The organism is Crossiella sp. CA198 (assembly GCF_052078295.1).
Taxonomy (GTDB): domain Bacteria; phylum Actinomycetota; class Actinomycetes; order Mycobacteriales; family Pseudonocardiaceae; genus Crossiella.
In genome coordinates, this window is the sequence record NZ_JBQJIM010000005.1 from 232,435 (window position 1) to 251,854 (window position 19,420).

General features: G+C 70.0%; 21 protein-coding genes. 14 read left to right on the forward strand and 7 right to left on the reverse strand.

The annotated features are described in order from the left end of the window. Nucleotides 1-61: 61 nt before the first annotated feature. On the forward strand, nucleotides 62-652 hold the full coding sequence (locus ACTOWY_RS10130) for a superoxide dismutase (protein WP_441309338.1): 591 nt from the start codon (nucleotides 62-64) through the stop codon (nucleotides 650-652). Here the strand turns inward: ACTOWY_RS10130 and ACTOWY_RS10135 are convergent. Next, complete coding sequence (locus ACTOWY_RS10135; RefSeq protein ID WP_441309339.1) at nucleotides 649-1,746, reverse strand: hypothetical protein; 1,098 nt, start codon at nucleotides 1,744-1,746, stop codon at nucleotides 649-651. The genes ACTOWY_RS10130 and ACTOWY_RS10135 overlap by 4 nt on opposite strands. Before the next feature lie 148 nt (nucleotides 1,747-1,894). On the opposite strand from ACTOWY_RS10135, the gene ACTOWY_RS10140 reads away from it, so the two are divergent. The 6 genes from ACTOWY_RS10140 to phoU all read left to right on the forward strand — a co-directional run bounded on the left by ACTOWY_RS10140 (nucleotide 1,895) and on the right by phoU (nucleotide 8,731). Continuing rightward, nucleotides 1,895-2,233, forward strand: a complete 339-nt coding sequence (locus ACTOWY_RS10140; RefSeq protein ID WP_441309340.1) for an SCO4402 family protein — start codon at nucleotides 1,895-1,897, stop codon at nucleotides 2,231-2,233. A gap of 38 nt (nucleotides 2,234-2,271) precedes the next feature. Continuing rightward, nucleotides 2,272-3,405: a tRNA dihydrouridine synthase DusB gene (gene dusB / locus ACTOWY_RS10145; protein WP_441309341.1), complete on the forward strand. Its 1,134-nt coding sequence runs from the start codon at nucleotides 2,272-2,274 to the stop codon at nucleotides 3,403-3,405. Then, nucleotides 3,402-3,848: a hypothetical protein gene (locus tag ACTOWY_RS10150; protein WP_441309342.1), complete on the forward strand. Its 447-nt coding sequence runs from the start codon at nucleotides 3,402-3,404 to the stop codon at nucleotides 3,846-3,848. The genes dusB and ACTOWY_RS10150 overlap by 4 nt, the downstream gene beginning before the upstream one ends. Nucleotides 3,849-4,100: 252 nt before the next feature. Beyond that, nucleotides 4,101-5,021, forward strand: coding sequence for a GGDEF domain-containing protein (locus tag ACTOWY_RS10155; RefSeq protein WP_441309343.1), 921 nt, complete (start codon nucleotides 4,101-4,103; stop codon nucleotides 5,019-5,021). Between the two features lie 198 nt (nucleotides 5,022-5,219). Next, nucleotides 5,220-7,964: an LCP family protein gene (locus tag ACTOWY_RS10160; protein WP_441309344.1), complete on the forward strand. Its 2,745-nt coding sequence runs from the start codon at nucleotides 5,220-5,222 to the stop codon at nucleotides 7,962-7,964. A 113-nt stretch (nucleotides 7,965-8,077) separates the two neighbouring features. Continuing rightward, nucleotides 8,078-8,731 (forward strand): phosphate signaling complex protein PhoU, encoded by a 654-nt coding sequence (phoU, locus tag ACTOWY_RS10165; RefSeq protein ID WP_441309345.1) that lies wholly within the window; start codon nucleotides 8,078-8,080, stop codon nucleotides 8,729-8,731. A 76-nt stretch (nucleotides 8,732-8,807) separates the two neighbouring features. Here phoU and pstB read toward each other — a convergent pair whose 3' ends face one another. The 6 genes from pstB to ACTOWY_RS10195 all read right to left on the reverse strand — a co-directional run bounded on the left by pstB (nucleotide 8,808) and on the right by ACTOWY_RS10195 (nucleotide 14,593). Further along, on the reverse strand, nucleotides 8,808-9,584 hold the full coding sequence (pstB, locus tag ACTOWY_RS10170) for a phosphate ABC transporter ATP-binding protein PstB (protein ID WP_247755324.1): 777 nt from the start codon (nucleotides 9,582-9,584) through the stop codon (nucleotides 8,808-8,810). 16 nt (nucleotides 9,585-9,600) lie between these two features. Beyond that, nucleotides 9,601-10,515, reverse strand: coding sequence for a phosphate ABC transporter permease PstA (pstA, locus tag ACTOWY_RS10175; RefSeq protein ID WP_247755323.1), 915 nt, complete (start codon nucleotides 10,513-10,515; stop codon nucleotides 9,601-9,603). Further along, entirely contained in the window at nucleotides 10,512-11,465 is a 954-nt protein-coding gene (gene pstC, locus ACTOWY_RS10180) for a phosphate ABC transporter permease subunit PstC (RefSeq protein ID WP_247755322.1), read from the reverse strand. The genes pstA and pstC overlap by 4 nt, the downstream gene beginning before the upstream one ends. 122 nt (nucleotides 11,466-11,587) lie before the next feature. After that, nucleotides 11,588-12,703: a phosphate ABC transporter substrate-binding protein PstS gene (gene pstS, locus ACTOWY_RS10185; RefSeq protein ID WP_441309346.1), complete on the reverse strand. Its 1,116-nt coding sequence runs from the start codon at nucleotides 12,701-12,703 to the stop codon at nucleotides 11,588-11,590. A gap of 213 nt (nucleotides 12,704-12,916) precedes the next feature. Continuing rightward, nucleotides 12,917-13,810, reverse strand: coding sequence for a mycothiol synthase (mshD, locus tag ACTOWY_RS10190; RefSeq protein WP_441309347.1), 894 nt, complete (start codon nucleotides 13,808-13,810; stop codon nucleotides 12,917-12,919). Between the two features lie 45 nt (nucleotides 13,811-13,855). Beyond that, nucleotides 13,856-14,593 carry a winged helix-turn-helix transcriptional regulator gene (locus tag ACTOWY_RS10195; protein ID WP_441309348.1) on the reverse strand — a complete coding sequence of 246 codons (738 nt, stop codon included), beginning with the start codon at nucleotides 14,591-14,593 and terminating at the stop codon, nucleotides 13,856-13,858. A 98-nt stretch (nucleotides 14,594-14,691) separates the two neighbouring features. Here ACTOWY_RS10195 and ACTOWY_RS10200 point away from each other — a divergent pair, with 98 nt between their 5' ends. The 7 genes from ACTOWY_RS10200 (at nucleotide 14,692) to ACTOWY_RS10230 (ending at nucleotide 19,394) form a co-directional block, all read left to right on the forward strand. Next, on the forward strand, nucleotides 14,692-15,522 hold the full coding sequence (locus tag ACTOWY_RS10200; protein WP_441309349.1) for an alpha/beta hydrolase: 831 nt from the start codon (nucleotides 14,692-14,694) through the stop codon (nucleotides 15,520-15,522). Next, entirely contained in the window at nucleotides 15,519-16,331 is an 813-nt protein-coding gene (locus ACTOWY_RS10205) for an LmeA family phospholipid-binding protein (protein WP_247755318.1), read from the forward strand. Before ACTOWY_RS10200 ends, ACTOWY_RS10205 begins: the two co-directional genes overlap by 4 nt. Continuing rightward, entirely contained in the window at nucleotides 16,328-16,741 is a 414-nt protein-coding gene (locus ACTOWY_RS10210; RefSeq protein ID WP_441309350.1) for a TlpA family protein disulfide reductase, read from the forward strand. The genes ACTOWY_RS10205 and ACTOWY_RS10210 overlap by 4 nt, the downstream gene beginning before the upstream one ends. 235 nt (nucleotides 16,742-16,976) lie before the next feature. Then, nucleotides 16,977-17,408 (forward strand): DUF4395 domain-containing protein, encoded by a 432-nt coding sequence (locus ACTOWY_RS10215; RefSeq protein ID WP_441309351.1) that lies wholly within the window; start codon nucleotides 16,977-16,979, stop codon nucleotides 17,406-17,408. A 42-nt stretch (nucleotides 17,409-17,450) separates the two neighbouring features. Then, nucleotides 17,451-18,290, forward strand: a complete 840-nt coding sequence (locus ACTOWY_RS10220) for a sulfurtransferase (RefSeq protein ID WP_247755315.1) — start codon at nucleotides 17,451-17,453, stop codon at nucleotides 18,288-18,290. Between the two features lie 11 nt (nucleotides 18,291-18,301). After that, the gene (locus ACTOWY_RS10225; protein WP_441309352.1) at nucleotides 18,302-18,610 is read left to right on the forward strand and encodes a DUF1416 domain-containing protein; all 309 of its coding nucleotides are present in this window, start codon (nucleotides 18,302-18,304) and stop codon (nucleotides 18,608-18,610) included. 205 nt (nucleotides 18,611-18,815) lie between these two features. Beyond that, the gene (locus tag ACTOWY_RS10230) at nucleotides 18,816-19,394 is read left to right on the forward strand and encodes a peptidoglycan-binding protein (protein ID WP_441309353.1); all 579 of its coding nucleotides are present in this window, start codon (nucleotides 18,816-18,818) and stop codon (nucleotides 19,392-19,394) included. Nucleotides 19,395-19,420: the final 26 nt, after the last annotated feature.

The following is a 19,420-nucleotide window of genomic DNA, read 5'->3' on the forward strand; positions in this document are numbered from 1 at the left end:
CCCGCCATACCATCGCTGCCTGCCGCTGCCGGAACTCACCGACCGTGCCAGGGTGAGCACCATGCGACGTCTTCCCCTTGCCGCGACCGGCGTCGCGGCAGTGTTGGTGCTGACCACCGGCAGCACCGCGCCCGCAGGCGCCGATCCGGTCAACTCGCTCTCCACCGATTCCATTCCCGTGCTCACCGTCGGCCGGTTCGCGCCCTATGCCGAGGGCGCCAAGGCCATCACCCACGACCCCAAGCTGGTGCCCGTGGGCGCCGGCGTGACGGTCGCCGCGACCCACGTCCGGCACGGCGGCACCCTGGTGCTGCTCGCGGTGCGCGGGCTGGTGCCCGGCCGCACCTACGGCGCGCACGCGCACACCAAGCCGTGCGGGGCCGCGCCCGCCGACTCCGGACCGCATTACCAGAACGTGCTCGACCCGGTGCAGCCCTCGGTCGACCCCAAGTACGCCAACGCTTCCAACGAGATCTGGCTGGACTTCACCACCAACCGGCACGGCGTGGCGCTCAGCAAGACCGTGGTGCCCTGGCACTTCGGTGAGCGCAGGGCCAAGTCCGTGGTGATCCACTTCGAGAAGACCAGCACGCACCAGGGTCACGCCGGTACCGCCGGAGCGCGGCTGGCCTGCGTGAACGTGGCTTTCTAGATCGAACCCAGCAACTTCGGCACGATCTGCTCGGCCAGGGCCTTCTCCAGGCCGCGACGGGCCTCGTCGGTGCGGTTGTCGCCCAGTGCCATCAGCCGCACCGCGAGCAGGTTGTCCATCTTGTCCCGCAGCAGCACCCCGGTGCCGCTGAGCACGCTGCCCACCTTGGCAGGCCGGCCCGCGACGGTGATCTCCGCGCCGTTGTACAGCCCGCCGTCCAGCTTGGTGGACAGCACCTGGATCCACACCGTGTGCGCGCCGCCCTTGAACGGCTCGCCGCCGGAGATGGTGCAGTCGCCGCCGTAGGTGAGCTGCCGTTCGCGCACCGGCGCGCCCAGGATGGTCTGGAACATCTCGTCGGTGGCCGCGGTGCACAGCGCGGCGGCGCGCTGCGGATGCGGCAGGTCGACCACGGCGCCGTCGGCGGGCGGCGGGAACGGGGTGAACGGCAGCGCGCCCTTCTCCCCCGGCGCCGGCGCGGCCGGGCCGGGCTTGGTCAGCTCGACCAGCAGCCTGCCCGCCAGCTCGTGCAGCACCTGCCGGGCCGCCTTGGGCGGGTTGTTGCCGGGGCTGGCGGTCAGGTGCAGGGTGCCCTTGGGCACCGCGTCCTCGCTGTTGCCGTACTTCTGCTTGTCCAGTTCCTGCTCGCCGAAGTGGTTGAACGGCACGCAGAGCACCTCGCCGCCGGAGTTGGTGCTCACCGCGGTCGCGGCCCGCCCGCTCACGTCGACCTGCTGCGGGTTGGGCAGCGTCTTGCACGGCTGCTGCCAGCTCAGCGCCGCGTACACGCTCTGGTGCCCGCCCTCGATCAGGCAGCCACCCCGCTGCGACCACCGGCTCTGCACCGGCCCGCCCAGCACCGTGGACCAGTCCGCCGCGGACAGCGCGCCACAGAGCAGCTGACCGGTCGGCTCCGGGTTGAGCAGGGACACCAGCTCACCACCGGGCGAGGGGACCTTGCGCGCCGCGGAGCCACGCTTGTCGTAACCCTCGACCGGGTCGCCCGCCTCGGCCACGCCACCCACCTTGGTGCACCCGGCCAGCAGCGCGGTGGCGGCCAGCAGCAGCGCGCCGATCCGGCGGGCGTTGGTCATCAGTCCTCCATTTGGCACAGCGGTTCCAAGATGTGATGTTCCCAGCAGGGGGCGAGCGCTGTCCTGGCAACTCCGAGAATCACCCGCGGCCGGTGTGATCTGGGCGGCACTCCCTTAATCGAACTGATCTGGTTCCGAAAACAAATCCATGAGCGCGAGTCGCAGGCAGAGCGTGGTGGACGCGTTGGAGGCACTGGCCGGGTTCACCCCCGCCACCGTCAACGGCTGGCCGGATCTCAGCGGCACCGTGCAGGTGCTGCTCGCCGACACCTGGTGGGATCGGTTCGACCCGGCGGAGAGCGTGGGCGAGCTGCTGCGGGACCAGGCGGAGGCGGCGGCGGTCAAGGCCGCCGTGCAGCCGTTGCTGGCGGTGCTCGCGGACTACAACCCGGCCACCCCCGATGAGATCTACCTCACCCATCCGCGGTGGCCGGAGGTGGCGGCCAGGGCCGGTGCGGCGCACGAGTTGCTCGCGCGCCGCCCCTGATGGCGTCCGGCGGTCCGAACATGCCGGACAATGGACGGGTGAACGCTCGTCCGCCCTCGCTGCGGGTCGGCCCCTACCAGGTCGATCCGCCGGTGGTGCTCGCGCCGATGGCCGGGATCACCAACGTGGCCTTCCGGCAGCTCTGCCGCCAGTACGGGGCCGGGCTGTACGTGTGCGAGATGGTCACCACCCGGGCGCTGGTCGAGCGGGACCCGATGACCTTGCACATGATCACCTTCAGTGCCGACGAGCACCCGCGGTCGTTGCAGCTCTACGGCGTGGACCCGGTGAACATGGCCAAGGCCGTCCGGATGATCGTGGACGAGAACCTGGCCGATCACATCGACATGAACTTCGGCTGCCCGGTGCCCAAGGTGACCCGCAAGGGCGGCGGGGCGGCGCTGCCGTACAAGCGGCGCCTGTTCGGCGACATCGTGCGGGCGGCGGTGCGGGAAGCCGAGCCGGCAGGCATCCCGGTGACGGTGAAGTTCCGGATCGGGATCGACGAGGAGCACCTGACCTACCTGGACGCCGGGCGGATCGCCGAGGCGGAGGGCGCGGCCTGGGTCGCGCTGCACGGCCGCACCGCGGCGCAGCGGTACTCCGGGCAGGCCGACTGGTCGGCGATCGCGCGGCTCAAGGAGGCGGTGAGCACGATCCCGGTGCTCGGCAACGGGGACATCTTCTCCGCCGACGACGCGCTGCGGATGATGGCCGAGACCGGCTGCGACGGGATCGTGGTCGGGCGCGGTTGCCTGGGCAGGCCGTGGTTGTTCCGGGACCTGGCGGCGGCCTTCGCCGGGCAGCCGGTGCCGCCGGGGCCCTCGCTGGGCGGGGTGGCCGCGGTGCTGCACCAGCACGCCGAGCTGCTCATCGACCATCTCGGGGCCGACAAGGGCATTCGGGACCTGCGCAAACACATGGCCTGGTACCTGCGTGGCTTCCCGGTGGGCGGGGACCTGCGGCGCAGTTTCGCGATGGTGTCCAGCCTGGGTGAGCTGGAAGGTCTGCTCGCCGAACTGCCGCACGAGGTGCCGTTCCCGGAGGACGCGGAGGGGCCGCGCGGACGCCAGGGCTCGCCGGCCAAGGTCTCGCTGCCGCACGGGTGGCTGGACGATCCGGAGGACGCCTCGGTCCCGGTCGGCGCGGAGCTGATGCACTCCGGCGGGTGAGCGTGCGGCAGGCCGCTGCGCTGCTGTGCGCGCTGCTCACGGCGGGGTGCGCGGCCGGGGTGGCCGGGACGCCGGAGGCCGCGCCCACCGAGGCGGTGGACGCCGGGCTGGTCGGCGGTTACTTCAGTGACGGGCTGGCCGCGGCACGCGGTGGGGCGGGGCCGCAGCGGGCGTTCCTGCAGCGCACCCAGCACCCCGATTTCCGCACCGGCGCCTGCGATCTCGGCGACCTGGTGCTGGCCGTGGAACCCGCGCTGTCCACCCTCCGGCCGGATCCGGACTGGGCGGCGGGCCGGGGCGGCGTGCCACGGGGGCGGGTGTACGTGGTGGCGGTCTCGGTGACCGCGAAACGGGACGGCACGACGGTCGGAGTCCAGATCGGGTCACAGCACGTGGTCGTCCTGGACGGGGCGGCCTACGGATTCGCCCCCTGCCCACGCTGAGCGTGACCGGGCCCACACACCTTGGGCTACCGGCAGTTTCCTGCTGGGCCAAGTGGGTGGGCTATGGCCGAACAGCTTGGGACGCCCCGCCATTTCCGGGTACACAACCAAGAGCGTGGTGGATCACGCTGAGTCACCGGGTCGGAGCAGTTCACGGTCAACCAGTTAAGTGAAATGCGCCACCAGCCCGGTTCAGTGGCTCAAGCGTGCCGCCGTAGCCGACGACACCACCGTGGTAGGGAGGTGAACGCGGTGACCGTACTGCGACCTGACATCGCCGAGTCTGATCCGCTCCGCGATGGCACGCGGCCGGTCTGCTCCGCGCCCACCCCGCCACGCTCTCCTGCCACCGCCGCCGGTCACCCGGGCCCGCCCGCCACGCCACCTGCCAACTCCGGGCTGGTGCAGTTACACGAGTCGATCGCCGCGCTGTTCGCCTCCAGGGGGCAGTGGCGGCAGGCCTACCAGCATCTGCGGTCCGCGCTGGACCTGCTCTCCTCCGAGCAGACCAACCCGCCGCAGGTGCCCGAACAGCTGCGCCGCGAGGTGGACCGGCTGCGCCGCGAGCATGCCGAGGCGCGCGAGCAGAGCCTGCGGGACAGCCTCACCGCCAGCTACAACCGGCGTTACCTGGACCAGCGGCTGCTGGGTCTGCTCGGTGAGGCGGACCGGCAGGGCGGGCTGGCCGTGGCCCTGGTCGACCTGGACTTCTTCAAACAGGTCAACGACACCTTCGGCCACCTCATCGGCGACCGGGTGCTGCAGCGTGTGGTGGAGCTGTTGCAGGACGGGCTGCCCGAGGGCGCCTTCTGCGCCCGCTACGGCGGCGAGGAATTCGTCCTGGTGGTGCCGGGAATCGACACTGGGACGGCGGTCGCCGTCTGTGAAGCGGCACGTGCGCGCGTCGAGCGGTACCCGTGGACCCAGCTGGCCCCTGATCTCCGGGTCACGGTGAGTATCGGGCTGGCGCACGAGCTGACCGGCTCACCTGCGCACACGCCCGCGACCGACCCGAAGGAACAGCTGCTGCGCGCGGACAGCTTGCTCTACGTGGCCAAGCAGTCCGGCCGCAACGCCGTCGCGTACCGGGAAGAGGACGGACGCGTTCGGCTCGCCGGAGCGGCCGGTGGGCGACGGGCAGTGGCCCAGCCCAGGCCGGTTGGCTATAACTGATCTTGCTCGGTACGGCCCCGATCGGGCTAAGCGACTCGGCAATTTTCCGTACAGGACGTGACAAAGCTCGCGGCCGCGCTCGTGTGTCCTACCCGTTATCCGTACTATCGGGCACCGGGCGATCCGTCGGGGGTTACAACCCGTGCGGTTCGCCCTGCGTCATTAGTCGGAGAGTCACACGATCGGGAAGGAGCACGGGTGCCGGACGACCACCGCGAGGGCGGTTACGGTTCCCGCTCCGGACGACGTCGGCGGGCCGAGGACGACACCCCCGATCTGGACCAGCCGAGCAGGCGCCGCCGGTCCCTTGACGACGGCGGCGGCACCTCGGTCTCGGACCTGCTCGCCAAGCACGGCGGCACCTCCGACAAGCTCCCCCGCCCGGCCCCGCCACCACCGCCGTCGCGCGATCTCTCCCCGCCACCGCTGCCGCCCGTGCCGCCGATGCCGCCGCGGGAGAGCGCGCCGCCGCCCATGGCGCCGCCGCCGATGCCGCCGCGCGAGCCCATGCCGCCGCGGGACGCGCCGCCGATGGCGCAACGGCCCGCCCCGCCCCGGGGCCAGCCGCCCCGGCCGCCGATGCCGCCGCAGGGCGACCTGGGGCAGCCGACCGGTGGGCGGATGCCCTCGGGTGAGCACGGTCAGCCGCTGCGGCCGCCCATGCCGCCGCAGGGCGATCTGAACCAGCCCAGTGGCGGCCAACTGCCGCCGCCCCGGTCCGCGCCGCCACGGCCGCCGCGACGGCCGCAGGGTGGACCGCCCCCTGGCGCGCCGCCGCAGAGTGGGCCGCCGCAGTTGGACCAGCCCTCCCATGGCGGGTTCGCCGCGCTGGACGAGCCGTCCCGGCCGCCCGGCCCGCCGCCGGGTGCGCGTCCCGGCGGGCCGCCGCCGGGCAACCGGCCGATGCGGCCTGCTGGACCGATGGACCAGCCCTCGCGACCGGCGATGCCGATGGAGCCGCCGCGGCCCGGGATCGACCAGCCGTCCCGCCCGGCCATGCCCGCGGGCCAGCCGCCCCGCCCGCCGCAGGGTGGGCCGCCGCCAGCCGGCGCCCGGCCCGGCAACCGCCCGCCCGCGAAGCCCGCGGCGCCGGTGGAGCCCGTTGTCGACGGGGAGATGGACGACAAGCGGCGCAAGATCGACGCGACGCTGTCCCGGTTCTCCGCCGTGCACGACGAGATGGCCGAGATCGAGGAGGCCGAACGGGAGCGGCGCGGCAAGCTGACCCAGTTCATCCGGATCGGCGGCAAGGACAAGGACAAGGGCGACAAGCCCGCGGTCAAGGACGAGCCCGCGGAGCGGACCCAGCTGGTCCCACTGCCAGGGTCGGTGGACGTGGCCACGGTCGGGGTGCCCTACCACGAGCTGGTCGAGGACGACGAGGACGAGCCGCCGCGCGAGACCGGCCAGGCCAGCCCGCCGCCCGAGGACGACCCGGACGCGCTGCGCAAGCGGCGGCTGCTGCTGGTGGGCAAGGCATTGGTGGTCGCGGTGGCCGCGATCGTGCTGGTGGCCACCGGGATCGGCTGGGCAGGCAAGCAGTGGATCAACAGCCAGATCCGCGAGGTGTCCGCGCTGGACCCCAACGCCGATGAGATCCAGGACAAGGACAAGCAGTACGGCGCGGAGAACTTCCTCATGATCGGCTCGGACAGCCGGGCCGGGGCCACCGCCGAGGACGGCGTCGGCGACGAGAAGATCGCCGGCGGCGCGCGCACGGACACCGTGATGGTGGCGCACGTGCCCGCGGACCGGAAGCGCGTGGTGATCGTGTCCTTCCCGCGCGACATGGACGTCACCATCCCGGCCTGCGAGGGCTGGGACGCCAAGACCGGCAAGTACACCGGCAAGACCGAGCCGGTGCGGAAGAACCAGAAGCTCAACGCGGCCTACGCCATCGGCGGCCCGAAGTGCATCACCAAGCTGGTGCTGCAACTGTCCGGGCTGAACATCAACCACTTCGTCGGCATCGACTTCCACGGCTTCAAGGCCATGGTGGACGCGATCAAGGGCGTCGAGGTGTGCGTGCCCAAGCCGATGATCGACGAGAAGATCGGCCCGGTGATCACCCAGACCGGGCGGCAGACCATCTCCGGCGACACCGCGCTGAGCTACGTGCGGGCGCGCACGCTCAAGGGCGATCCGATCCAGAGCGACTACGGCCGGATCCAGCGGCAGCAGAAGTTCCTGTCCTCGTTGCTGCGCAAGGTGATGTCCCAGCAGGTGCTCACCAGCCCCGGTCAGCTGCAGGACTTCGTGAAGGCCTTCGCTGGCTCCACCTACGGCGAGAACATCGGCATCGACCAGATGCTCACCCTGGGCACTTCGTTGCAGGGCCTGGAAGCCGGGCGGGTCACCTTCGTGCAGGTGCCGGTGCGCACGGTCGAGGTGGGCAAGGGTTACCGCGAGGAGTTCCGGGAGAAGGACGCCAAGAACCTGTTCCAGGCGATCATCAACGGAACCCCGCTGCCGCAGGAGAAACCGGCCGGTGGCGGCAACCAGAACCCGGTGCCGCAGGCGCAGAACAACCCGCCTGCGGACCTGAGCCCGGCCGCGCTGGTCGACCCGAAGACGGTGAAGATCCAGGTGCTCAACGGCGCCAACAAGGCGGGCAACGCGACCAAGGCGGTCACCGGCCTGGAGGACCTCGGTTTCTCGGTGGTGAAGAAGGGCAATTCGCCGACGCCCAGCGACAAGACGGTGATCCGGTTCAGCGATGAGCGCCGGGACGCCGCGCGCACGCTGGCCGCCTCGGTGCCGGGCGCCACGATGGTCCCGGACGCCGGCATGGGCGGCTCGATCCAGCTGGTGCTCGGCCCGGAGTTCGACGGCAAGATCGTCAAGCCCGGCAACGCATCCGGCGGTGGTGGCACGCCGACCTCGACCACCAAGCTGCCCGGTGATCTGTCCACTGTGAACGGTGCGGACAACAGCTGCACCTGATCCACCTGGCACCGCCGCTGACCGGGGCTTGTGCACCAGCTGTTCGGGGCCCGTTTACGGCTGGTTCACCAATGGATGCAGACCCCGCGACCCGCGCACCGTAGGCTGACCACATGCGCGAGGCCTATCACGAGCAGCTCGATCGTTTCGCCGAGATCCTGGGCGACATGACCGCCGATGTCGCGAAAGCGATGGAGAAGTCGACCGCAGCACTGCTGAATGTCGACCTCGGCCTTGCCGAACAGGTGATCGACGAGGACGCGAAGATCGACGACGCCCGCGCCGCGGCGGAGGAGCAGGCGTTCGCGCTGCTCGCCCTGCAGGCGCCGGTGGCCACCGACCTGCGGGTCGTCGTCGCCGCGATCCACGCCGCCGAGGACCTGGAGCGGATGGGTGATCTGGCGCTGCACGTGGCGAAAGCCACCCGGCGCAGGCACCCCAACGGCGTGCTGCCCGATCAGGTGCGCGAGGACTTCGCGCAGATGGGCCGGGTCGCGGTGGAGCTGGCCAAGAAGGCCGAGCTGGTCATCCGCAACCGCGATGTCGAGCTGGCCCAACAGCTTGAGCAGGACGACGACGAGATGGACGCCCTGCACAAGCACCTGTTCAGCGTGCTGATGGACAAGGACTGGCCGCACGGCGTGGCCCCCGCGGTGGACATCACGCTGCTGGGCCGGTTCTACGAGCGCTTCGCCGACCACGCGGTGGCGCTGGCCCGCCGGGTGGTGTTCATCGCCACCGGCAAGATGCCCGGCCGCGAGGACTGATTTCCCTTAGCCCACAACGAAGGCCGGGTCCCTCCGATGGGGACCCGGCCTTTGTGGTTTCAGAAACCCTTGTGGCCTAGCCGAAGCGACCGGAGATGTAGTCCTCGGTGGCCTTCTGGGTCGGGTTGGAGAAGATCTTCTCGGTGTCGTCGACCTCGACCAGGCGGCCCGGCTGGCCGACGCCTGCCAGGTTGAAGAACGCCGTCTGGTCGCTCACCCGCGCGGCCTGCTGCATGTTGTGGGTGACGATGACGATCGTGTATTCCTTCTTCAGCTCGGTGATCAGGTCCTCGATCGCCAGCGTGGAGATCGGGTCCAGCGCCGAACACGGCTCGTCCATCAGCAGCACGTCCGGCTGCACCGCGATGGCGCGCGCGATGCACAGCCGCTGCTGCTGACCGCCGGAGAGGCCGCCGCCGGGCTTGTCCAGCCGGTCCTTGACCTCTTCCCAGAGGTTCGCGCCGCGCAGCGAGCGCTCGCAGACCTCCTCCAGCTTCTTCTTGCCCTTCATCCCGGCCAGCTTCAGCCCGGCCACCACGTTGTCCCTGATGGACATGGTGGGGAACGGGTTGGGCCGCTGGAACACCATGCCGATGGTGCGGCGGACCGACACCGGGTCCACGGCGGTGGCGTAGATGTCCTCGCCGTCGAGCAGGACCTGCCCGTCCACCCTGGCGCCGGGGATCACCTCGTGCATCCGGTTCAGCGAGCGCAGCACGGTGGACTTGCCGCAACCCGAGGGTCCGATGAACGCGGTGACACTGCGCGGCGGCACCTGGAGGGTGACCCCGTCCACGGCGTGGAACTTGCCGTAGTAGATGTTGAGGTCTTTGACATCGATGCGCTTGGCCATTGCTCCTACCGCCCGCTCACTTGGTCTTGATGGCCGAGAGCCGCGAGATGATCGAGGCTACGAGGTTGAACAACATGATCACGATCACCAGGGTGAGCGCCGCGCCCCAGGTCCGGTCGAAACCGGCGGTCTCGGGGTTGGCGAACTCCGAGTTCATCATCAGCGGCAGGTTGGCCATGTTGCCGTCGAAGATGTTGAAGTTGATGAAGGGCGCGTAGGCCACCAGCACCAGGGCAGGCGCGGTCTCGCCCATCACCCTGGCCACGCCGAGCATCGCGCCGGTCACGATGCCGGACATCGCGGTCGGGATGACCACCTTGACGATGGTCTTCCACTTGGGGATGCCCAGCGCGTAGGAGGCCTCGCGCAGCTCGTTCGGCACGATCTTGAGCATCTCCTCGGTGACCCGGATGACCACCGGGACCATGAGCAGCATCAGCGCCAGCGTCACCGCGAAGGAGCTGCGGGAGAAGCCGAAGATGCTGATCCACACCGAGTAGACGAACAGCGCGGCCACGATCGAGGGCACACCGGTGAGGATGTCCACCATGAACGTGGTGATCTTGCCGAGCTTGCTGCCCACCCCGTACTCGACCAGGTAGATGCCCACCATCACGCCGATCGGCACCGACATGATCGCGGTGACCAGGCCTTGCACGATGGTGCCGAAGATCGCGTGGTACGCGCCGCCACCCTCGTCGTAGGGACGCAGGCCGGAGAGCGAGTGGGTCCACCAGGTGCTGGACAGGATCGGGCCGAGGCCGCGGGACAGGGTGGTGTAGAGCACCCAGACCAGCGGCACGATCGCGATCAGGAAGGCCAGGCCCACCAGCACGGTGGCCGCCACGTTCTTGGCCTTGCGGGCGCCACTGACCGGCTGGAAGGCCGGCGGCGCCGCCGGGCGTTCGAGGTCGACACTCGCCGTGGTCACGAGTACTCCTTCTTGCGGGCGACGATCGAGCGCGCGGTGGCGTTGACCGCGAAGGTCAGCACGAACAGCACCAGGCCCGCGGCGATGTAGGCGCCTGCGGCCAGCGGGCTGCTCGCCGCCTCGCTGATGCCAAGGGCGATCTTGGAGGCGAAGGTCGAACCACCGTCGAAGAGGCTGAAGAACGGCTGCTGCGCGGTGGTGGACAGGATCAGGTACAGCGCCATCGTCTCGCCAAGCGCGCGGCCGAGGCCGAGCATGGAGGCGTTGACGAAACCGGCCTTGCCGAAGGGCAGCACCGTGGTCTGGATGACCTCCCAGCGGGTCGCGCCGAGGGCCAGCGCGCCCTCGATGTGCTCGCGGGGGGTGCGGGCGAAGACCTCGCGGCTGACCCCGGTGACCGTGGGCAGGATCATCACCGCGAGCACCACGCCCGCGGTGAAGATGTGTCCGCCGCCTGCCGGGTTCACGTTGCCCTTGGCGAACAACGGGAACCAGCCGAGGTTGGCGGTGAGCCACTCGGCGAAGGGGGTCAGCACCGGGGCGAGCACCTGGATGCCCCAGAGCCCGAAGATGATCGAGGGCACCGCGGCCAGCAGGTCCACCACGTAGGCGAAGGGCCGGGCCAGACGGCGCGGGGCGTACTGGGTGAGGAACAGCGCGATGCCCAGGGACACCGGCATCGCCAGCAGCAGGGCCAGCAGGGAGGAGGCCACGGTCACCCAGAGCAGGTCCGGGATGCCGAAGCGCAGGTTGTTGAGGTCGTTGGTGTCCCAGGCGTAGGAGAACAGGAAGTTCGCGTTGTTCGCCTGGAGCGAGGGAATGGCCTGCAGCAGCAGGAAGATCCCGATGGCGCCGATCAGCGCGACGATGAAGACGCCGGTACCGCTGGCGATGCCGCTGAAGATGCGGTCACCCGGACGTCGGACCGGCTTGCTCGGCGCGGTGGTCACGGTGGAGATGTGTGCCTCCGGTAGTTCCGGCGATGCGGGCGGTCCTGGTTGGGGACCGCCCGCATCGGGTCGCTCATGGCGTCGCGATCAGCTTGGCAGAGCCGCCGACCGAACGATGTGGGTCAGGAGATCGACTTGATCGACTCGGTGAGCTTGGTGCGGAACTCCGCCGGCACCGGCACGTAGCCGATCTTGGGCAGGCGGTCCTGGCCGGTGGTGGAGGCCACGGTCAGGAAGTTCTTCAGCGCGGTCGCGGTGTCCGCGTCGGCGCTCTTGGCGCAGACGATCTCGTAGGTGACCAGCACCAGCGGGTAGGAGCCCGCGGTCTTGTCCGCGTAGAGCGCCTTGAGGTCGAGCACCAGGTCGCCGGGGGTGGTGGCGGTCTGCAGCTTGGCGTTGGCGATGGCCTTGCCCGCGCTGGCGTCGGTCAGCTCGACGCCACCGGCGCCGGAGTCCAGCTTGGCGATGCCCAGCTTGTTGGACTTGGCGAAGGAGACCTCGACGTAGGTGATGCCGCCCTCGGTGGCCTTCACCGCGCTGGCCACGTCGGCCGACTTGGCCTTGCCGTCGCCGATGCCGCCCTTGAACTCCTTGCCGTCGCCCTTGGTCCAGGACTGCGGGGCCGCGGCGGCCAGGTACTTCTGGAAGTTGTCGGTGGTGCCCGACTGACCGGAGCGGAAGACCACGCCGATCGCCTTCGCCGGCAGGTTGGCCGAGGGGTTGGCGGCCTTGATGGCCGGGTCGTTCCAGGTCTTGATGACGCCGCTGAAGACCTTGGCGACCAGGTCAGGGGTCAGGGTCAGCTCGACGCCTGGCAGGTTGTAGGCGATCGCGACCGGGCCGAAGACCAGCGGCAGGTGCAGCGGGGCGGACCCGGCGCAGCGCTCGGTGGCCTTGGTGATCTCGTCGGCCTTCAGCGGCGAGTCGGAGCCGGCGAAGTCGACCTGCTTGGCGAGGAAGTTCTTGATGCCGTCGCCGGAGGAGGAGACGTTGTAGGCGACGTTGAAGTCCTTGCACGCCTCGACGTAGGAGGCGGTGAACTCGGTCATGGCGTTGCCCTGGGCGGACGAGCCGTCGCCGTTCACCGACTTCTTGCCACCGCAGGCGATCGAACCGGCCGCGGAGCTGGTGGAGCCACCGGTGTTGCCGGGGGCGTTGTTGTCCGAGCCACACGCCGAGAGCAGAAGCGCGCCCGCGGCCACCAATCCGAGCACGGCTGCGTGCTGCTTGATCTTCACCTGAGTCCTCCAGAACGTGGACGGGCGGCGGCACCCGCCCTGCAAACCGGGACGTTAGGGACCGAGGGTGGATAGTTGGCCGTCAGAAGATGAACGGAGGGTGAACAAGCCACCTTCAGTGACCATTCACACCCCATTGGTGTGAACCCGTGACCCGGCTGCGACCAGCACGTTTGCACTCCGTGACCCCACCGTCATCTGGCGGAGTTCCGGTCAGCGTGACCGCGCGTACTGCACATCGCTGTCCCAGTGGGTAAAGCCGAGCTTCTCGTAAACCCGGATGGCGGTGGTGTTGTCCGACTCCACGTACAACATCACCGCGGGCAGACCGCGTTCGCGCAGGTGGCGCAGGCCGGCCAGGGTGAGCACCGAGCCGAGGCCGCCGCCCTGGGCGTCCGGGTCCACGCCGACCACGTAGACCTCCCCGATCGGTTGGTTTCCGGTGTCCGGGCGCGCCGCGTGCACCTTGGTCCAGTGGAAGCCCACGATCCGGCCGTCCCGGACGGCCAGGAAGAAGCCGGCCGGGTCGAACCAGGATTCGGCCTCGCGCAGTGCGATGTCCGCGGTGGTCCAGCCGCCCTGTTCCGGATGCCAGGAGAACGCCTTGTTGTTGACCTCGACCACGGCGGCCTCGTCCTGACCCGGCACGAAGGCGCGCAGGCTCAGCCCGTCGGGCAGCGCGCGCTCAGGCAGGTCGCCGGTGAAGGCCATCTTCATCCGCCACAGGTCGCGGGCCCGGGTGAAGCCGAGGCGGGCGCCGATGGCCTGGCCGCCGGGGTGGTCGCCGTGCGCCCAGATCCGCAGGTCGTCCTCGCCCGCGCGCTGCAGCAGCTGGGTGACCAGCTCGCTGCCCAGGCCGCGGCGGCGGTGTTCGGGGTGCACGGCGAGTTCGGCCACGTAGCGGCCGTCGTTGTCGCGATCGAGGTTGACGTAGCCGCCCAGCTCGCCGTTGACCTGCCTGGCCAGGAGGTGTTCGCCGGAGAGGGTCATCAGCACGTGCTCGCCCACCGGCGCGCGGCCGTCGGCCTCGGCGGCCGCGGCCACCAGGGAGCGGACGGCTTGTGCTTCGTCAGGGGTCAGCTGGGCTGCCCACGTCATCTGCACCACGGCTTCACCGTAGTGCCGGAAACGCGGGCAGGCAGCCGCTGGTGATCAGGAGGACACGTAGTCCGGGGCGGGCTCGTCCTGGCCCAGCTCGACCCGGCCGGCGCCGGCCCGCGGCGGGCGGACGAACTTGTAGCCCACGTTGCGCACGGTGCCGATCAGGGTCTCGTGCTCCAGGCCGAGCTTGGCGCGCAGCCGTCGCACGTGCACGTCCACCGTGCGGGTGCCGCCGAAGAAGTCGTAGCCCCAGACCTCCTGCAGCAGCTGCGCCCTGGTGAACACCCGGCCCGCGTGCTGGGCCAGGTACTTGAGCAGCTCGAACTCCTTGTAGGTGAGTTCCAGCGGGCGGCCGCGCAGCCGGGCGGTGTAGGTGGTGTCGTCGATGACCAGCTCGCCGAGCACCAGCGCGCCGTCGTTGCCGCGGTGCGCGGCGGCGCGACGGGAGCGGACCAGGCGCAGCCGGGCGTCCACCTCGGCCGGGCCCGCGGTGGGCAGCAGGATCTCGTCGATGCCCCAGTCGGCGCTGACCCCGACCAGGCCGCCCTCGTTGACCACGGCGATCACCGGGACGTCGATGCCGCTGCTGGTCAGCAGGCGACAGAGGCTGCGGGCGCCGACCAGGTCGGTGCGCGCGTCGACCAGCACCGCGTCATGCGGACCGGCCTCCAGCAGCGCGGAGACATCGGGCACCAGCGGGCGCACCTGGTGCGGCAGCAGCGAGAGGGCAGGGAGCACGGACTCCGGGTCGCGGTCCGTGGTCAGCAGAAGCAGGTCCACGCTGGTCATGGCGCCGCCTCCTTTCCACGCTCACCGGGTCGCCCCGGTCGCGCGAGGTAGTCAGGCTTCGGCGCCATTGCCGCTGGATGAACGGGAGAATACTCGGCATGGCACTCGTGACAACAGGCCACGAAACCGGTGTCACACTGCTGACCTCGGACAAGGTGCGGCTGAACGGGTTACTGCTCGGCCCGCGGACCCCCTCGGCGAACCCGGCCGCGGTGGTCGTCGCACACGGTTTCACCAAGCACACCGCTCGTCCGGATGTTCGCCGGTTGTTACGCCGATTGGCCTTGCGGCACACCGTTCTCGGCCTGGACCTGCGTGGCCACGGACGCTCCGGCGGGCGGTCCTCGGTGGGTCTGGACGAGCAGTTCGACGTGGCCGCCGGGGTGGAGTTCCTGCGCGGGCTGGGCCACCCGACCGTGACCACACTGGGATGTTCCCTAGGCGGGTCGGTGGTGTTGCGGCAGGCCGCGCTGGCCGAGGGCGCGGCGAAACCGGACGCGGTGGTGGCGGTCAGCCCGCCCGCGCGCTGGTGGGTGCGCGAGACGCCCAAGATGCGCCGGGTCAACCAGCTGCTGGAGCTGCCGGGTGGTCCGGCGTTCGGGCTGCTGATGCTGGGGGTCCGGCTGGGGCCGCGGTGGACGCAGGCGCCCGCCTCGCCGATCGAACTGGCGCCGCGGATCGCGCCGACGCCGCTGCTGTTCGTGCACGGCACCGCGGACAACTACTTCCCGGTGGCCGATGTCACCGCGATGCACCGGGCCTGCGGGCCGAGCGCGGAGTTGTGGCTGGAAGAGGGCATGGGGCACGCCGAGTCCGCATTGACGCCTGGACTGGTGGACCGGATCCGGGAGTGGCTGGGCGCAACCTCGGGGTCAGTACCCTCGTCCTTGGAGTTAACTGCCTCCGACTTTCGGAACGGGTCCGTGTGAAGAAGCTAGCCATCGTCCTGGTCGTGCTCATCGGTCTGCTGGTCGCCGGTGATTTCGGCGCCGCCGCGGCCGCGGAGTACCAGGTCTCCACCCGGTTGCGCGCCCAGCTCAAGCTGGCCGACGACCCGGCGGTGCGGATCAACGGCTTCCCGTTCCTCTACCAGGCGCTGGCCGGGGACTACCGCGAGGTCGAGGTCAAGGCGAGCGGGGTGCCGGTGGCCGAGCTGCGCAACGTGGAGGTCGAGGCGACCCTGCGGCACGTGCGCGCGCCACTGTCCGAGCTGCTCTCCGGCTCGGCCCAGAACGTGACCATCGACGAGGTCACCGGCCGGGTGAAACTGCTGGCCGCCGAGGTGGGCAAGCTGATCAACGTGGCCGACCTCAAGATCGAGCCCGCCAACCTGGACGAGCTGCTGGAGCGCAAGCCCAACGGCGATCCGATCGTGCCCACCGGCAAGCCGCAGGTGGTGGATGAGAAGACCGCGCCGGTGAAGCTGACCGGCAGCACCGACATCGCGGGCACCCGCACCCAGGTGACCGTGGTCGGGGTGCTCTCGCTGGTGGACAACCAGATCGAGGTCAGCCCGAAGCGGCTGCGGGTGAGCAACGAGACCGGCGAGGTGGCGCTGCCGCCCGCGGTGGACCGGCTGATCCGGCGGGCCTTCAGCACCCGGATCGACCCAGGCGGGCTGCCGTTCACCGTGGTGCCCACCGGTGTGCGGGCCGAACATGGGGCACTGGTCGTGGAGGGCAGCGCGAAGAACGTGCAGCTCGGCGGCGGCGCGGTGCCGAACCGGGGTGGTCAGTGACGCAGGTGTGGGTGGTCCTTGGCGTGCTGGTGCTGACCGGCGCGCTGGGTTTGCTGTACCGCTGGCGGAACGGGAAGGTGCGCGCGGCGGTGCCGATCGAGCAGTTGCCTGAAGAAATCCGGACCGTATTGGCGGCCGCCCCGGCGATCACCCTGGTGCAGCTGTCCACCACCTTCTGCGCGCCCTGCCGGCACACCAAGGTGCTGCTCGGCGACGTGGTCCGGCAGGAACCGCGGCTGCACCACGTGGAGCTGGACGTCACCGACCGGCCGGAACTGGCCGAACGGCTCAAGATCATGCGCACGCCCACCACGCTGGTGGTGGACGCCAAAGAGCGGGAGTTGTTTCGCATCTCGGGACTGCCGAAGCGGGACGAGCTGCTCAGCGCGCTGCGCCCTTTGCTCGATTAGTCCCATCCAGTGGACGCCCCTCCCGCAGGGCGGGCTCCGCGAGTAACCTCGCCGTCGTGTATGTGCTGCTTACTCAACGTCGCGCGGTGGACAACTGCCGCGTGGACAGCAGCCTGTGTCGGCTCGGCTGACTTCGGCGGCTTGATCTGGCTTGCCCGCTGCGCCTGACGCGCGGATGTGCCGATAACCGCCACTGACGGACCCATTCCGTGTCCCACCGTCAGGAGGTCCCCCCATGCCCGGCGATGTTCCCGTAGACCCCCGAGGCCCGCGCTTCACCGCGTGGATGACCAGTCTGGTGCTGGTCATCGTGCTGCTCACCGGGGTCTGGCAGCTGCTGGCCGCACAGACCGTCATCTTCGCGATGTGCGCGTTCATCGGACTGCGCCTCAACCCCTACGGCCAGCTCTTCCGCACGGCCATCCGGCCAAGGCTCAAGCCCACCAGTGAGCGCGAGGCCCCTGAGCCGCTGCGTTTCGCCCAGGGTGTCGGGTTCGTCTTCGCGCTGGTCGGCACGATCGGGTACGCCTCCGGGCTGACCACGCTCGGGGTGGTGGCGACCTCGGCCGCACTGGTGGCCGCGCTGCTCAACGCCGCGTTCGGGCTGTGCCTGGGCTGCGAGATGTACCTGATCATCCGCCGGTTCGCCCCGGCCAAGAGCACCTGATCGTCCACAGTAGACAGAAGTAGACAAGAGGAGCCGCGTCAGATGAGCCGCGAGAACGTCCTGGTATCGGCCGCGTGGGTCGAAGAGAACCTCGACGCCGCCGGCGTCGTGTTCGCCGAGGTGGACGAGGACACCACCGCCTACGAGGGAGGTCACATCCCCGGGGCGGTCCGGATCGACTGGAAGACCGAGCTGCAGGACCAGGTCCGACGGGACTTCGTCGACCGCGAGGGCTTCGAGAAGCTGCTGTCGGCCAAGGGCATCGGCAACGACGACACGGTCATCCTCTACGGCGGCAACAACAACTGGTTCGCCGCCTACGCCTACTGGTACTTCAAGCTGTACGGGCACCACAACGTCAAGCTGCTCGACGGCGGCCGCAAGAAGTGGGAGCTGGACGGCCGCCCGCTGACCAAGGACCCGGTGAGCCGCGCGGCCACCGAGTACAAGGCGCAGGAGCAGGACCTGTCCATCCGGGCCTTCCGGGACGAGGTGGTGGCCGCGATCAGCGCCAAGAACCTGGTCGACGTGCGCTCCCCTGACGAGTTCTCCGGCAAGCTGCTCGCGCCCGCGCACCTCCCGCAGGAGCAGGCGCAGCGCGGCGGGCACATCCCCAGCGCGATCAACGTGCCGTGGAGCAAGGCGGCCAACGAGGACGGCACCTTCCGGTCCGACGCCGAGCTGACCGAGATCTACGGCGAGGCCGGCCTGGACGGCGGCAAGTCCACCATCGCCTACTGCCGCATCGGCGAGCGCAGCTCGCACACCTGGTTCGTGCTGCGCGAGCTGCTCGGCCACGGCGATGTGAAGAACTACGACGGATCGTGGACCGAGTACGGCTCGCTGGTCGGCGTGCCGATTGAAACCGGCGCCGGAAAGTAAAGGGAGACAACATGAGTGACGGCTGCGGCGCTCCGGTCCAGGGCAGCGCGCTGCCCGCGGGCGTGGACGCGGGCAAGGAGATCGTGGTGACCGGCAAGGTCACCGCCGACGGGTCGCCGGTGGGCGGCGCGTTCGTGCGGCTGCTCGACGCGGGCGGCGAGTTCACCGCCGAGGTCGTCTCCTCCGCCGAGGGCGACTTCCGGTTCTTCGCCGCACCCGGCGACTGGACCGTGCGGGCGCTGCACCGCACTGGCACCGGCCAGGCCAAGCTGCACGCGGACGGTCCTGGGCTGCACAGCCTTGAGGTCGCGGTGGCCTGATACGACGTTCGACCAGTGGTCCCGGTTGCCCCGGAATTGGGGTGATCGGGACCACTTTTTTTATCCAGAAACGCGGCAACCGGTTTTGCGGGCCAAGCGTGTCAAGGAGGTGAGAGCGCCAGGGAATGGCCTGGCGACAACAGTCGAAACTTTTCCAGGGGGAATTGTCATGCGTAAGTGGGCTGCACGCGGAATGGTTCTGGCCATGCTGGCTCTGACCACCATCGGGATTGCTTCCAGCACCACCGCTCCGAAGGCCTCAGCCTGTTCCAGCCAGGAGAACTCCTCGGCGTACGCGGCTACGTTGTCGCAGGTCAACCCGGGTGACCGCGGTGCCGAAGTGAAGGGCATGCAGCTCCGGCTGCGCGAACTCGGTTACGGCCTCAACGGCACCGGGCTGTACGCGGACAACACCCTGGCCGCGGTCAAGGACTTCCAGCGCAAGCACGGCATCAACGACAGCGGCATTGTCGGCTCGAAGACCTGGCAGCAGCTGGTCGGCGTGCTGCCGAAGTTCCGCACCGAGAACCTCTGGCCCACCATGCCGCAGCTGAACCCTGGCGAGCGCAACCCGGATGCCGTGCTCCAGCTGCAGGACCACCTCATGCGGATCACCGACGCCGAGGTGCCGGGCGGGGCGAACGGCGTCTACGACGCGCCGCTGGCCACCGTGGTCAAAGAGTTCCAGCGGCAGGCCGGCATCAACGACAGCGGCATCGTGGGGGTCCGGACCTGGCGCGCGCTGGGCACCGTGGTCTCGGTGCGGGGCAACTGGGGCTGCTGACCTATAACGCTCATCACGGCCGGGGT